The sequence below is a fragment of the Marmoricola sp. URHB0036 genome, from assembly GCF_000426045.1.
In the GTDB taxonomy this organism is placed as follows: domain Bacteria; phylum Actinomycetota; class Actinomycetes; order Propionibacteriales; family Nocardioidaceae; genus Marmoricola.
In genome coordinates this window covers 33,572-47,563 of record NZ_AUEP01000018.1, presented here as the reverse complement: position 1 = coordinate 47,563, position 13,992 = coordinate 33,572, and the positions used below count along the sequence as shown (strand labels likewise).

The 13,992-nt window shown below is 71.5% G+C and carries 12 protein-coding genes; 10 read left to right on the top strand and 2 right to left on the bottom strand.

What is annotated here, in order from left to right:
* Positions 1-4: 4 nt before the first annotated feature.
* The 4 genes from H976_RS0119020 (at position 5) to H976_RS27335 (ending at position 6,376) form a co-directional block, all read left to right on the top strand.
* A complete protein-coding gene (locus H976_RS0119020) occupies positions 5-2,590 on the top strand; it encodes an AAA family ATPase (protein WP_027862832.1) in 2,586 nt (861 codons plus the stop codon).
* A gap of 72 nt (positions 2,591-2,662) precedes the next feature.
* The gene (locus H976_RS0119015) at positions 2,663-2,935 is read left to right on the top strand and encodes a DUF4242 domain-containing protein (RefSeq protein WP_027862831.1); all 273 of its coding nucleotides are present in this window, start codon (positions 2,663-2,665) and stop codon (positions 2,933-2,935) included.
* A gap of 106 nt (positions 2,936-3,041) precedes the next feature.
* Positions 3,042-5,114, top strand: a complete 2,073-nt coding sequence (locus H976_RS0119010; RefSeq protein WP_027862830.1) for a glycosyltransferase family 39 protein — start codon at positions 3,042-3,044, stop codon at positions 5,112-5,114.
* On the top strand, positions 5,111-6,376 hold the full coding sequence (locus H976_RS27335; RefSeq protein WP_081683034.1) for a bifunctional glycosyltransferase family 2/GtrA family protein: 1,266 nt from the start codon (positions 5,111-5,113) through the stop codon (positions 6,374-6,376). Before H976_RS0119010 ends, H976_RS27335 begins: the two co-directional genes overlap by 4 nt.
* On the opposite strand, the gene H976_RS0119000 is transcribed toward H976_RS27335, so the two are convergent.
* The gene (locus H976_RS0119000) at positions 6,303-6,911 is read right to left on the bottom strand and encodes a TetR/AcrR family transcriptional regulator (RefSeq protein ID WP_036227420.1); all 609 of its coding nucleotides are present in this window, start codon (positions 6,909-6,911) and stop codon (positions 6,303-6,305) included. The genes H976_RS27335 and H976_RS0119000 overlap by 74 nt on opposite strands.
* Before the next feature lie 71 nt (positions 6,912-6,982).
* Here H976_RS0119000 and H976_RS27330 point away from each other — a divergent pair, with 71 nt between their 5' ends.
* Genes H976_RS27330 through H976_RS27325 form a run of 3 tightly spaced genes read left to right on the top strand, consistent with a single transcriptional unit; the run spans position 6,983 to position 9,889 of the window.
* A complete protein-coding gene (locus H976_RS27330; protein ID WP_051277074.1) occupies positions 6,983-8,494 on the top strand; it encodes an NAD(P)/FAD-dependent oxidoreductase in 1,512 nt (503 codons plus the stop codon).
* Positions 8,491-9,327: an SDR family oxidoreductase gene (locus tag H976_RS0118990; RefSeq protein WP_027862828.1), complete on the top strand. Its 837-nt coding sequence runs from the start codon at positions 8,491-8,493 to the stop codon at positions 9,325-9,327. The genes H976_RS27330 and H976_RS0118990 overlap by 4 nt, the downstream gene beginning before the upstream one ends.
* 40 nt (positions 9,328-9,367) lie before the next feature.
* Positions 9,368-9,889, top strand: coding sequence for a GNAT family N-acetyltransferase (locus tag H976_RS27325; protein ID WP_051277073.1), 522 nt, complete (start codon positions 9,368-9,370; stop codon positions 9,887-9,889).
* A 3-nt stretch (positions 9,890-9,892) separates the two neighbouring features.
* Here the strand turns inward: H976_RS27325 and H976_RS0118980 are convergent, their stop codons facing one another.
* On the bottom strand, positions 9,893-10,828 hold the full coding sequence (locus H976_RS0118980) for a threonine/serine dehydratase (protein WP_027862827.1): 936 nt from the start codon (positions 10,826-10,828) through the stop codon (positions 9,893-9,895).
* A gap of 23 nt (positions 10,829-10,851) precedes the next feature.
* On the opposite strand from H976_RS0118980, the gene H976_RS29090 reads away from it, so the two are divergent.
* From H976_RS29090 to H976_RS0118965, 3 genes are all read left to right on the top strand, one after another.
* Positions 10,852-11,400: a DUF402 domain-containing protein gene (locus H976_RS29090; RefSeq protein WP_081683033.1), complete on the top strand. Its 549-nt coding sequence runs from the start codon at positions 10,852-10,854 to the stop codon at positions 11,398-11,400.
* A gap of 115 nt (positions 11,401-11,515) precedes the next feature.
* Positions 11,516-12,826, top strand: a complete 1,311-nt coding sequence (locus H976_RS29085; RefSeq protein ID WP_051277069.1) for a lytic murein transglycosylase — start codon at positions 11,516-11,518, stop codon at positions 12,824-12,826.
* An 18-nt stretch (positions 12,827-12,844) separates the two neighbouring features.
* Positions 12,845-13,957 (top strand): glutamate--cysteine ligase, encoded by a 1,113-nt coding sequence (locus H976_RS0118965; RefSeq protein WP_027862826.1) that lies wholly within the window; start codon positions 12,845-12,847, stop codon positions 13,955-13,957.
* The last annotated feature ends 35 nt before the right edge of the window (positions 13,958-13,992 follow it).

Genomic DNA, 13,992 nt, shown 5'->3' with positions numbered 1-13,992 from the left:
AGCGGTGCTTCTGGAGCGCGATCGGCAGCTCGACGACCTGACCGCCTTCGCGGCCGGGTCGACAGAGCACGGGGGCGGCGTCGTGCTGGTCGCCGGCGAGGCCGGGATCGGCAAGACCAGCCTGGTCCGCGCCTTCACACACAGCCACCAGGGACGCGTGCTCACCGGTGCCTGCGAGCCCCTCACCACCCCGCGGCCGCTGCAACCGCTCCACGACATCGCTCTGCAGACCGGTGGCCGGCTGGCCGGGCTGATGGCGAGCGATGCCGGGCGTCACGAGCTGTTCACCGCCGCGCTGGAGTCACTCGCCGAGTCGCCGACCGTGGTCGTCGTCGAGGACGTCCACTGGGCCGACGAGGCCACCCTCGACCTGCTCGTCTTCCTCGGCCGGCGGATGGCGGACACCACCTCGACGCTCCTGCTCACCCTTCGCGAGCACGCCCCGGACGCACCGCCGCGGCTGGCCGAGGTGGCCGGTCATCTCGCCCGGTCGCAGCGGAGCCTGCGGGTGGCCCTCGCTCCGCTGTCCGTCGAGGCCGTCGGCCGACTCGCCGAGGGCCACCGGGTCCGGGCCGAGCACGTGCACGCCGTCACGGCGGGGAACCCGTTCTTCGTGACCGAGGTGCTCGCCTCCCAGGACGACGTCGTGCCGGCCTCGGTACGGGACGCCGTCGTCGGACGGGCCGCCGGGCTGACGGAGGGCGCGCGAGCTGCGCTCGAGACCGCCGCCGTCGTGCCCGACCGGGTCGAGCTCGACCTGCTGCTCGCGGTCAGCGGATCGACGGCTCTCGATCTCGAGGAGTGCGAGCGCGCCGACCTGCTCGAGATCGAGTCGCGGGTCGCGACGTACCGCCACGAGCTGGCCCGCAACGCCGTGCTCGACAGCCTGCCCGCCGTACGACGCCAGCAGCTGCACGCGGGTGTCGTCGCCCAGCTGCTCACCCGATCGGGTCACCACGAGGCACGCATCGCCCATCACGCCGACCTGGCCGGCGAGTCGGCCACCGTGCTGACGAACGCGGTGGCGGCGGCCGAGCAGGCGGCTCGCCTGGGCTCCCATCGCGAGGCGGCGGCCCAGATGGCCCGTGCGGTCGCCCACCTCGACGGGGCCGAACCGACGCGGGCCGCGAACATCCTCGGACGGGCCGCCCCGATCCTCCAGGCCACCGGCCGCCTCGACGAGGCCCTCGACGCCTCGAGCCGGGCCGTGGCCATCAGCCGGGACCACCACCTCGACGACCTGCCGAGGCACCTGGCCATCCATGCCCGCGTGCTGTGGATCCTCGGTCGCGCCGACTCCCGGGCCGCCGTGGACGAGGCCGTCGAGCTGGTGCTCGCCTCCCCCGGCTCGGTCGGGGAGGTGGACGTGCTCGGCACCGCCAGCGCGCTGTACATGCTCGCCCGCGAGATCCCGCTCTCGCTGGAGACCGGCCGGCGTGCCATCGGCCTGGCCCGTGAGCGGGGTGACGGCCACGGTCTCGTGTGGGCACTGAACGCCGTCGGCACGGCCAACTGGTTCGCCGACCCCGAGGCCGCCGAGCCGTTGCTGGTCGAGTCGCTCGAGACCGCCCGGCGGCTGCGCGACGACATCGCGACAGCCTCTGCCATGGTCAACCTCGGCTCGGGCGCCGGAGAGGTACGCCGCTACCGGACGGCCCGGCACTGGCTCGAGGAGAACCGCCGCTTCTGCACGGAGCGCGACCTCGACCACAGCCGTGACTACGCCGTCTGCTGGCTGGCCCGGATCGCCCTCGAGCAGGGCGACTGGGACCGTGCGTTCACGCTGGCCAGCAGTCTCCCCGACGACACCGACCCGATCTCGCGGATCGGCGCCCTGCCGGTCGCAGCCAAGGTGCTCGTCCGACGCGGAGAACCGGGTGGACCCGCCTTGCTCGACACCGCACAGGCGCTGGCAGAACGCACGGGTCACCTCCAGCGCCTGTGGCCGGTCGCGGCCGGACAGGCCGAGGCCGCCTGGTACTCCGGGCGTACCGACCAGATCCCCGCCCTCGTGACGCCGACCCTCGAGCTCGCCGTGGGTCTCGGCCATCCCTGGGCGACCGGCGAGCTGGCCTGGTGGCGGTGGCGCGCGACCGGCGTCGTCGAGGACCTCCCGATGGCGGCGCCGTACCGCGCCATGGTGGAGCAACGCTGGCAGGCCGCCGCCGCGCAGTGGCGGGAGATCGGCTGTCCGTGGGAGGCGGCACTTGCGCTGTCGGAGACGGACGACGCCGACGACCTCGAGCAGGCCTCGGCCGAGCTGCACCGGCTGGGAGCCCGGCAGGACGCCGCCCGCACGGCGCAACGGATGCGCGACCTCGGGCTCACGGTCGCCGTCCGACCGCGTCGTACGACGGCCGCCAACCCGGCCGGCCTGACCGACCGCGAGCTCGAGGTGGCTCGCCTGCTGGGCCACGGCGCGACCAACGCCGAGATCGGTGCCGCGCTGTTCATCTCGGCCAGGACGGCGGCCCATCACGTCTCGGCCGTGCTCGCCAAGCTGGGTGTCGCCAACCGACGCGAGGCCGCGCGGGCCGTGGCGGCGTGGACCGACCAGGTCATCGCCTCGCCGAAACATGGGCACCGGTGACCGATGTCGCAGGCCACCGGCCCGCACAGGATCGAGGCATCAAGTCCCACCCACACACGAAGGACAATCCCGATGCCTCGTTACCTCGTACAGCGCACCTTCCCGGACGGCCTGGAGATCCCGGTCGACCACACCGGTGCCGAGACATGCCTCAAGGTGGTGGCCGGGAACGCCGGCCACGGCGTCACCTGGCTGCACTCCTACGTCTCGCCCGACCACCACACCTCGTTCTGCATCTACGACGCGCCGGACCCGGCGGCGATCCGGAGCGCCGCCGGCACCAACGAGCTGCCGGTCGACGTGATCACCGAGGTGTCGGTGCTCGACCCGTACTTCTACCACTGAGCGACGCGGCGCCCGTCCACGTTCGTGTCCGGGCGGGCGCCACCCTCACAGCGCCCCCACAGAACGACCACACGGCCGTCGCAGGTGGGTCGCCGAACCTCTCGGCATGGACACCACCACGCTTCCCCGGCCCTCGGGACCCACGACCACTTGGGAGCCAGGAGCGCTCCCCTCCGACCGAACCCGTCGCTCCGGGCAGGTTCCCGACCGGATCGTCCGTCTCTGGCGCGGGCCGGCCGACGAGCCGGCCTGGGCACGACCGGCACTGATCGCGCTGCTCGTCGCGACCGGGGTCCTCTACCTCTGGGGGCTCGGGGCCAGCGGCTGGGCCAACTCCTTCTACTCCGCCGCCGTGCAGGCCGGCTCCGAGTCGTGGAAGGCGTTCTTCTTCGGCTCCAGTGACGCGGCCGGCTCGATCACGGTCGACAAGACTCCGCTGTCGCTGTGGCCGATGGCCCTCTCGGTGCGCGTCTTCGGGCTGTCGAGCTGGAGCATCCTGGTCCCGCAGGCGTTGATGGGCGTGGCCACCGTCGGGCTGCTGCACCGCCTGGTCCGTCGTACGACGGGATCGGCCGCGGCCGGTCTGGTCGCCGGCGCCACGATGGCGCTGGCACCGGTCGCCGTGCTGATGTTCCGGTTCAACAACCCCGACGCGATGCTCACCCTGCTGATGGTCGGCGCTGCCGGAGCCACTCTGCGCGCCGTCGACTCCAGTGGCCGCGAGGGTGGCCACCCCGTCCGGTGGCTCTCCCTCGGGGGTGCCCTGGTCGGACTCGCCTTCCTGACCAAGATGTTGCAGGCGTTCCTGGTGTTGCCGGCCCTGGCGCTCGCGTACCTGCTGTTCGCCCGGACCTCGTGGGGCAAGCGCCTCGGTCACCTGATGGTGGCGTTCGGGACGATGCTGCTCGCGGGTGGCTGGTGGATCGCGATCGTCCAGCTGTGGCCGGCGTCGAGCCGTCCCTACATCGGCGGCTCCCAGGACAACTCCATCCTCGAGCTGACCCTCGGCTACAACGGGCTCGGGCGACTCAGCGGCAACGAGACCGGCTCGGTCGGCGGCGGCGGTGGCGGCGCCGGCAACTGGGGCGCGACCGGGCTGTTCCGGCTGTTCGACACCGAGATCGGCGGCCAGATCGCCTGGCTGCTCCCGGCCGCCCTCGTGCTGGGTGGAGCCGCCCTCTGGTTCGGGCGGCGCCACCAGCACCTGCGCAGTGCGCTCACCCTCTGGCTGGCCTGGCTGCTCGTGACGGCGCTGACCTTCAGCTTCATGGCCGGCATCTTCCACGCCTACTACACGGTCGCCCTGGCGCCGGCGATCGCGGCGCTCGTCGGCATCGGCGCCTGGGTGCTGTGGCAGCACCGCGCGTCGTACGCCGCCAGCGGAGTGCTCGCGTTCACCACGGCCATGACGTCGGTGCTCGCGTGGTACCTGCTCGACCGGGCCGACGGCTTCGTCCCCTGGCTGAAGTGGGTCGTCGTGGTCGCCGGTCTCGCGGCGGCACTCGTCCTGGCCGGCGTACGTCACCTGCCCCACAGGGTGGCTCTGGCCGTGGCGGCGGCCGCGTTGGTGACCGGCCTGGCCGGGCCGGCGGCGTACGCCGTGAGCACCGCGTCCACCCCGCACACCGGCTCCATCCCGAGCGCCGGACCGACCACGGCCGGCGGGATGGGTGGCCCGGGCGGGCTGCCCGGGGGCATGCGCCAGCTGGGGACCCCGCCGGCCCAGGGCCAAGGCCAGGGCCAGGGCCAGACCGGCCCGGCTCAGGGAGGCACCACCAGGACCGCACCCACCGGCGGCGGCATGGGCGGCCTGCTCAACGGGAGCACCTCGAGTGCGGCGGTGACCAAGCTCCTGCAGAACGACGCCGACAGCTACACCTGGGCAGCCGCGGCCTTGGGCGCCAACAACGCCGCCGGCTACCAGCTGGCCAGCGAGGAGCCGGTGATGGCGATCGGCGGCTTCAACGGCAGCGACCCGAGCCCGACGCTCGCACAGTTCGAGAAGTACGTCGCCGACGGACAGGTCCACTGGTTCATCGGCAGCGGTGGGGTCGGCGGCGGACCGGGTGGCACCGGCAGCAACGACAGCAGCGAGATCGCCCAGTGGGTCGCTGCCAACTTCACCGCGACCACCGTGGACGGCGTGACCCTCTACGACCTCTCGGGCGGGATCAAGTGAGCGCGCTGGTGCAGCCGGCCTCCCCCGGTGAGCCCGGGTTCGCCACGACGACGGTCCTGGACGTGGTGATCCCGGTCTACAACGAGGAGGCGCAGCTCGCAGCCTCGGTCGAGCGGGTGCTGGAACACCTGCGCACGATGCCCTGGTCGTTCCGGGTGACGATCGCCGACAACGCGAGCACCGACCAGACGGCACTGATCGCCCGTCGCCTCAGCCACACCAACCCCGAGGTCTCGGTCGTGCACCTCGCCGAGAAGGGTCGGGGGCGAGCCCTGAAGCGGGTGTGGAGCGCCTCGGAGAGCGACGTCCTGGTCTACATGGACGTCGACCTGTCCACCGACCTGGCCGCGCTGCTCCCCCTCGTCGCACCGCTGGTCAGCGGTCACTCCGACGTCGCCATCGGCTCGCGCCTGGCCCGCCACTCGCGGGTGGAGCGAGGCGCGAAGCGGGAGCTGATCTCGCGCAGCTACAACCTGCTGCTGCGGCAGGTGCTCCGGGCCCGGTTCAGCGACGCCCAGTGCGGGTTCAAGGCGATCCGCCGCGACGCGGCCCGCGAGCTGCTGCCGCTGGTCGAGGACAACGCGTGGTTCTTCGACACCGAGCTGCTCGTCGTCGCCGAGCGGGCCGGCCTGCGGATCCACGAGGTGCCCGTCGACTGGGTCGACGACCCCGACAGCAGCGTGGACCTCGTGCGTACGGCGGTCGACGACCTCAAGGGCATGGTCCGGCTGGGACGCTCGCTGGTGCGCGGCACACTCCCCCTCCGCGAGATCGGCGAGCGGCTCGGCCGGACCAGCTCGGAGGCGGGTCGGGGTCGACTCGGCATGCAGGTCGGCATCTTCCTGGTGATCGGCGTCGGCTCGACACTGGCCTACGCCGTGCTCTACCTGGCGCTCCGGTCGACGATGACGTCGTGGTGGGCCAACTTCAGCGCACTGCTGCTGACGGCCATCGCGAACACGGCGGCCAACCGGCGGTTCACCTTCGGCGTGCGCGGCCCGCGGGACGTCGTACGTCACCAGGTGCAGGGGCTCGTCATCTTCGCGGCCGGGCTCGCGGCCACGACGGGCTCGCTGTGGCTGCTCCACGCGGTGAGCTCTCCCGGTCGAGGGGCCGAGGTCGTCGTACTCACGCTCGCCAACCTGGGCGTGACCGTGCTGCGGTTCGGTGCGATGAAGCTCTGGGTCTTCAGCCGCGGGCCTGCGGCGCCAGGATGGCGGGCAACGACGCCGAGAGGGTCTGCAGCAGCTCTTCGCGAGTGATGCCGCGGGGGTCGCGCACCCAGTCGAGGACGACCTCCTCGGTGAAGGCCGACCAGCCCCGGACGATCAGCCGGACCGCAGGCGTGTCGACCAGGCCGAGCTGCGCGGCCTCCTCGGCGACCGGGCCTTCGAAGAGACGGCCGGTGAGGGCCTCGCGGGACTCCTCGTAGATCTCGCGCAGGCCTTCGTGCCCGCCGGCGGCGCCACGGACCAGCGAGACATAGCCCTCGTAGTTGTCCACGACGTAGTCGACGTAGCGGGCCAGGGAGCCCTCGAGCTGCTCGAGGGGGCTGCCGTCCCCGTCGGGAGCCGTCACGGCGAAGAGGTCGTCGGCGGCGCGACGTACGACGGCGGTGTGGAACTCCTGCTTGCCGCCGAAGTAGTGGTAGAGCAGCCCGCGGGAGATGCCGGCCTCCTCGGCCAGTGTCTCGATGGAGAGGTCCTCCAGCGACCGGGTCGCGAGCAGGCGCACGCCGAGCTCGATCAGCTGCTCGCGCCGGCTGTCGGGACTCATCCGGATCCGGGTGGTGGACATGTGTCCCATGTTACTGAACTCGGGTCAACAACGCTATTGACGGTTGTTCAGTACGTTGGCAGGGTGGTCCCATGACCTCGATCTCCCTCCCCGAGCGCGTCCGGGTGTTCGTCGTCGGCGCTGGTTTCGCCGGCCTGGGCACCGCGATCAAGCTCGACGAGCACGGCTTCGGCGACTTCCTCGTCGTCGACAAGGGCCAGAGCGTCGGCGGGACCTGGCGCGACAACACCTACCCCGGTGCGGCCTGCGACGTGCCCAGTCAGCTCTACTCGTTCAGCTTCGCGCCCAACCCGGACTGGTCGCGGTCCTTCTCCCCCCAACCGGAGATCCAGGCCTACCTCGAGCGCACCGCCCGCGAAGCAGGAGTGCTGGACCGGTTCCGGTTCGGCGTCACGGTCGAGGACGCCGCCTGGGACGAGGAGGAGCGCGTCTGGCACATCGGCACCGACCACGGCGAGGTCCTCGCCGACATCCTGGTCACCGGCTCCGGAGGGCTCTCCGAGCCCAAGCTGCCGGACATCGCCGGCATCGACTCCTTCGCCGGCGAGATCTTCCACTCGGCGCGCTGGAACCACGACTACGACCTCACCGGCAAGCGGGTAGCCGTCATCGGCACCGGCGCGTCGGCGATCCAGATCGTGCCGGAGGTGGCCAAGCAGGCCGCGCACCTCGACGTCTACCAGCGCACCGCTCCCTGGGTGATGCCGCGCGGCGACCGGCCCTACAAGGCGATCGAGCGGTTCGCGTTCCGGCACCTGCCGCTGGTGCAGAAGGCCTACCGCACCGGCATCTACTGGGGCCGTGAGTGCTTCGTCCCCGGGTTCACCATCAACCCCAGGCTGGCCGTCCCGGCGAAGAAGCTGGCACTCCAGAACATCGAGCGAGGCATCTCCGACCCCGAGCTGCGCAAGGCCGTCACCCCGCACTTCCAGATCGGCTGCAAGCGCATCCTGATCTCCAACGACTACTACCCCGCGCTCGACTCCGACCATGTCGACCTCGTCACCGACGGCATCCGCGAGATCACGCCGACCGGCATCGTCACTGCCGACGGCACCGTCCGCGAGGTCGATGCGATCGTGGTGGCGACCGGCTTCTACACGACCGAGCAGCCGATCGCCGAGCACGTGAAGGGTCGCGACGGCCGCACCCTCGCGGACGCCTGGCGCGAGACCGGCATGGCGGCGTACAAGGGCACCACGATCGCCGGCTTCCCCAACCTGTTCCAGATCGTCGGCCCCAACACCGGGCTCGGGCACTCCTCGATGGTGTTCATCATCGAGAGCCAGATCGCCTACATCCGCTCAGCGCTGCAACAGATGGGCGAGCGCGGGATCGCCACCGTCGAGCCCACCCAGCAGGCACAGGACGCCTGGAACGACGACGTGCAGCGCCGGATGAAGCGCACCGTCTGGAGCACCGGCGGCTGCGCGAGCTGGTACATCGACTCCCACGGCCGCAACACCACCCTGTGGCCACGCACCACGTTCGCGTTCCGCGGGCTGTTGCGTAGCTTCGACCTCGACCAGTACGTCGTCACCAGGCGCACTGCCACCCCGATCCCCCAGGAGAACGTCGCATGAAGGACCTCAACGACAAGGTCGTCGTGATCACCGGCGCCGGCTCCGGCATGGGCCGCGAGATGGCGCTGCTCGCTGCTCGCCGCGGAGCACTCCTCGCCGTCTCGGACTGGAACGAGGAGGCACTGGCCGAGACCGTCGACCTGCTCAAGGAAGCCGGTGCCCGCGAGCTGCGCAGCGACGTCGTCGACGTCTCCGACCGCAGCGCCGTCGCCGACCTCGCCCAGGCAGTCGTCGAGCAGTTCGGCCGCGTGAACATGGTGGTCAACAACGCCGGCGTAACCGTGACCGGCGACTTCGAGGAGATGACCTACGACGACTTCGACTGGATCGTCGGAGTCAACTTCATGGGCGTCATCAACGGCACCAAGGAGTTCCTGCCGCACCTGATCGCCTCGGGCGACGGCGCCGTGGTGAACATCTCCAGCCTGTTCGGCCTGATCAGCATGCCGGGCCAGACGGCGTACAACGCGACCAAGTACGCCGTCCGCGGCTTCACCGAGGCCCTGCGCGAGGAGATGCTGATCAACGGCCACCCCGTGACCGTGACCTGCATCCACCCCGGCGGCATCAAGACCGGCATCGCCCGCCACGGCCGCAAGACGGCCAGCCAGGACGCGGCCGCGATCGACTCCTTCTTCGAGAAGAAGCTGGCCCGGATGACTGCCGAGAAGGCCGCCCGCATCATCCTCGACGGCGCCCTCGCCGGGAAGGCACGAGTGCTCGTCGGCATCGACGCCCACGCCATGCACCACTTCGCCAAGCTCCTCGGCTCGCGCTACCAGGACGTCGTCGCCCGACTCGCCCCCAAGACGATGCCGACCCGCAAGCACTGACCCGCCCGTGCGTCATACGTCCGGCCGGGGAGGATGACGCATGCCCTTCGAGCGGGAGACCGAGCACCTGCGGCTGCGTCGACCGGTGGGCGAGGACCTGGCGGCGTTCACCGAGCTGCACAGCGACCCGCGCACCTACGCGCACGCGCCGGCCAGCATGCCGACGCCCGAGCAGTGCGAGCAGCGGCTGGCGTCATACCTCCTCGACTGGGAGCAGTTCGGTTACGGGTACGTCGCCGTGGAGGAGCTGTCGACCGGACGGCTGGTCGGCTGGGGCGGGGTCAAGCCGACGCCCGACGAGACGGTCGTGAACCTCTACTACCGCCTCGCCCACGACGCGCTCGGGCGCGGCTACGGCCGCGAGCTCGCGCAGGCGATCATGGCCGGCGTCCGCGAGGAGCTCCCCGGGCACACCGTGCGGGCGACGGTGAAGCGGCACAACCACGCCTCGATGGCCACCGCCCGCGCTGCCGGTCTGGTCGAGGTCGGCGAACGCCGGCATTCCGAGGACGGACCCGACGACCCGCCGTCAGTCATCCTCGAGTGGCGTCCGGACGCCTGAGGCTCACAACCCCGCCGGGTCGGCGTTGCCGCCGCAGACCACCACGCAGACCCGCTCGCCCTCGGACGGCACGTAGGCACCGGTGAGCACGGCCGCGAGTGCCGTCGCCCCGGCCGGCTCGGCCGCCACCCTCGCCTCTCGCCACAGCCAGCGACGGGCCTCGACGATCGCGTCGTCCTCGACGAGCACCGACGCGGTGTCGTGCTCGGTGACTGCGGCAAAGGCGATCTGGCCGAGCCGGGAGGCGCCCAGCGCGTCGGCCGCCACCCCGCCGACCTGCACGTCGACGGGAGCGCCTGCCGCAAGGGCGTCGTGCAGCGTCGGACAGGTCGTCGGTTCCACGGCCAGCACCCGGGCCGCCGGTCGTGACCCCGCCAGCCCCAGGGTCACTCCTGAGCAGAGGCCACCGCCACCGACCGCGAGGAGCACGGTGTCGACGTCGGGCAGCTGCTGGCCGACCTCGGCGCCGAGCGTCCCCTGGCCGGTGACCGTGCCGAACGAGTCGTAGGCGTGCAGCGCCAGCACACCGGGCCGCTCGGCCGCCTCGCGGCTGGCCAGGAAGGCCTCGGCGTAGGTCGAGCCCACCCGGTCGACCTCGGCCCCGAGCGCCGCGATCGCGTCGACCTTGACTGCCGGGGCGGCCTCCGGCACGAAGATGCGGGTCGGGATGCCCAGCCGGTGGCCGACGTGGGCGACGGCGAGGCCGTGGTTGCCGCCCGACGCAGCCACCAGCGCAGTCGGCGGCTCGGGTGCCGAGAGCACGCTGGTGAAGGCACCGCGGGCCTTGAACGAGCCGGAGTGCTGGAACAGCTCCAGCTTCAGCGCGACGGGCCGCCCGTCCACGTCGACCTCGAGGATCGGCGTACGGCGTACCCACGGAGCGATCAGGGCCACCGCCGCCCGGATGTCGTCGTACGTCGGGAGGGGGATGTCGGCCACCGGCCCAACGTATCCTCGCCCCCATGTCCTCTCGGCCCAGCCGGTCCGCGCGTCCTGTGCGCGTCGAGTGCCGCAAGTGGCCCGACGACCCGCACTGGGAGTTCGACGGAGTGCGGCTAGGGGTGGACGGCCACGGGACCTGGATCGGCATCACCGAAGGCACCCTGCTGGCCAGCCCGGTGCGCGCCTTCCACGCCACAGCCGACCACGTGACGCTGGTCCCCCACGACGCCTGGTGGCTCGGCACGTTCTACGGCGACGACGCCAAGCGACCCTTCGACACCTACGTCGACATCGCCACGCCTGCGGTCTGGCACGGCGACGACCTCGTCCGTGCCGTCGACCTCGACCTCGATGTGATCCAGGGAACGACCGGACGCATCTGGGTCGACGACGAGGACGAGTTCGCGGCCCACCGGGTCGCGCTCGGCTACCCCGACGAGGTGACCGAGCAGGCAGTCACCAGCTGCCAGCACGTCCTCGCCTCGGTCACCAGGCGCGCCGCGCCGTTCGACGGCACGCACCTGCCTTGGCTGGCCCGGCTGCGCCAGCTGAGCGGCGGACCTGTCTAGTCCGGTTAGACCTATTAAGCCCGTTTTGGGCATTTTTGGGGCTTTCTGGACAGAGCCGACCGTTTTGCTACCTAGGCTGGGGGGTGCTCGCCCGAACCCTCACGAAAGTCCCGCGATGAAGTACGTCTGGGTGCTCATCAGCCCCCTGGTCCTGGCCCTCGTCGGCCTCGGTGCCTCCCCACTGAGCCACCAGCAGACCGCGTCCGCCTCCGAGGTCAGCGCCACCACCCAGGGCGTCTCCTCCGCGCCGGACGCCGCCCCCCTCGGCTTCTACTGGCAGCTGACCACGCTGCAGCAGGTCGTGCCCGGCACCACCTTGGTCAGCCGCGGGACGCACCACGACTCGCACGGGACGCGCAGCGACAAGCAGTTCTTCGAGATCAGCAGCACGGGCAGCAACGACGTACCCGAGGCGGCACTGCGGGCCTACCACCACGCGGAGAAGGTGATGGCCACCGCCGACCCGGGCTGCGACATCTCCTGGACCCTGCTGGCCGCCATCGGTCGGGTGGAGTCCAACCACGGCCGCTTCGGCGGTGCCCAGCTCGGCTCCGACGGCGTCTCCCGTCCGGAGATCCGCGGACCCCAGCTCAACGGCGCCGGCGCCTTCGCCGCGATCAAGGACAGCGACCACGGCGTTCTCGACCACGACCTGGTCTGGGACCGCGCCGTGGGCCAGATGCAGTTCCTGCCGCAGACCTGGAAAGCCGTGGCCCGCGACGGTGACGGCGACGGGCAGAAGAACCCCGACGACATCGACGACAGCGCCCTCGGTGCCGCGGTCTACCTGTGCGGCGCCGGCGGCAGCCTGGCCGACCCGGCGGGCGTGGCCCGAGCAGCCTTCCGCTACAACCACTCCGACTACTACGTGCAGCTGGTGATGTCCTTCCAGACCGGCTACCAGACCGGCGTCTTCGCCGTGCCTTCCCCGCCGCCGCCGGCGCCCGAGAAGACCCGGGTCGTGCGCAAGCACGCCGTGCACGCCACGACCAAGAAGCACGTCGTCCAGCACCCGGCCGCCCCGAAGCCCGCGACGACCACGCCGTCGAAGCCGGCCCCGAAGCCCACGCCCAAGCCGACCCCGACGCCGACCGCGACGCCCACGCCTGCTGCGCCGAAGCTCGACCGGGTCGACGGGACCTGGCAGGCCTGCGGCAGCTCGTTCTGCCTCGGCACGACGAACCTCGACCTGGGCCCGCAGAACGGCCTGAACGACAAGGCGAGCGCCGACTTCGACCACGACGGCACCGTCGAGAGCAACGCTCAGGAGTTCGCCGGTCTCGTCGGCCAGCAGGTGACGCTGCAGGCGGTGCACGCCGGCGGCAACCTGGTCGTCTACGTGATCGGGTCCGACGGCTTCCGCAACGCGGACGGCTCCTTCGCCCGGTTGCTGGCGGCCAGCGCGGGGGCGACCCCCGCCCCCTGACCGTGGAACGATGAGCGCGTGCCCATCGAATTCGCGGACTCACCCGAGCCGACCCTCGGCGTGGAGTGGGAGTTCGCCCTGGTCGACAAGCGGTCGCGCGATCTCGTCAACGCCGCCTCGGAGCTGTTCGACCTGGTCACCTCCCGGCACGGCGTACAGCCACGGATCCACAAGGAGCTGCTCCGCAACACCGTCGAGCTGACCACCAGCATCTGCCGTACGACGGACCAGGCGATGTCCGAGCTGGCCGGGCTGATCGAGCTCGTCCGTCCGTCCGCCGACGAGCTCGGCGTCGACTTGTACTCCGCCGGCACCCATCCCTTCGCCGCGTGGTCACACCAGCTGCTGACGCCGGGACACCGCTACGAGGAGCTGATCGCGCGGACCCAGTGGTGGGGTCGGCAGATGCTGATCTGGGGCGTGCACGTCCACGTCGGCGTACCCCGCGAGCACGCCATGCCGATCGTCTCCAGCCTCCTGAAGTGGTACCCCCACCTGCAGGCCCTCTCCGCTTCCTCCCCCATCTGGGCCGGCACCGACACCGGCTACGCCAGCAACCGGGCGATGATGTTCCAGCAGCTGCCGACAGCCGGGCTCCCGTTCCAGTTCGAGACCTGGGCCGACTTCGAGGCCTACGCCCACGACCTGCAGGTCACCGGCGTGATCGAGGAGATCGACGAGATCCGCTGGGACGTGCGGCCGGCGCCGCGCCTCGGCACGGTCGAGGTGCGGATCTGCGACGGCGTCTCCACGCTCGACGAGATGCGTGCGTTGGTGGCGCTGACCCACTGCCTCGTCGTCGACCTCTCCGACCGGTTGTCCCGCGGTGAGACCCTGCCGTCGATGCCGCCGTGGCACGTGCAGGAGAACAAGTGGCGAGCCGCCCGCTACGGCCTGGACGCCTGGATCATCCTCGACGAGCACTCCAACGAGTGCCTCCTGCAGGAGGACCTGGCCCGGCTCCTCGAGGAGCTGGCTCCCGTCGCGGAGCGTCTCGGCTGCAGTGCCGACCTCGCCCTGGTCGAGGACATCCCTCGCCGAGGTGCGTCCTACCAGCGCCAGCGGCGCGTCGCCGAGCGCACCGACGGGGATCTGGTGGCCGTGGTCGACTCGGTGGTGCGCGAGCTCTGAGCGCTGGCGTCTGGGCGGGCCAGTTTGGCCAGGCG

Bases quoted from the DNA above. Each gene is read 5' to 3' on its own strand.
- H976_RS0119015 (WP_027862831.1), top strand. From the start codon at position 2,663: ATGCCTCGTTACCTCGTACAGCGCACCTTCCCGGACGGCCTGGAGATC.
- H976_RS0119010 (WP_027862830.1), top strand. From the start codon at position 3,042: ATGGACACCACCACGCTTCCCCGGCCCTCGGGACCCACGACCACTTGG.
- H976_RS0119000 (WP_036227420.1), bottom strand. From the start codon at position 6,911: ATGTCCACCACCCGGATCCGGATGAGTCCCGACAGCCGGCGCGAGCAG.
- H976_RS27330 (WP_051277074.1), top strand. From the start codon at position 6,983: ATGACCTCGATCTCCCTCCCCGAGCGCGTCCGGGTGTTCGTCGTCGGC.
- H976_RS0118990 (WP_027862828.1), top strand. From the start codon at position 8,491: ATGAAGGACCTCAACGACAAGGTCGTCGTGATCACCGGCGCCGGCTCC.
- H976_RS27325 (WP_051277073.1), top strand. From the start codon at position 9,368: ATGCCCTTCGAGCGGGAGACCGAGCACCTGCGGCTGCGTCGACCGGTG.
- H976_RS29090 (WP_081683033.1), top strand. From the start codon at position 10,852: ATGTCCTCTCGGCCCAGCCGGTCCGCGCGTCCTGTGCGCGTCGAGTGC.
- H976_RS29085 (WP_051277069.1), top strand. From the start codon at position 11,516: ATGAAGTACGTCTGGGTGCTCATCAGCCCCCTGGTCCTGGCCCTCGTC.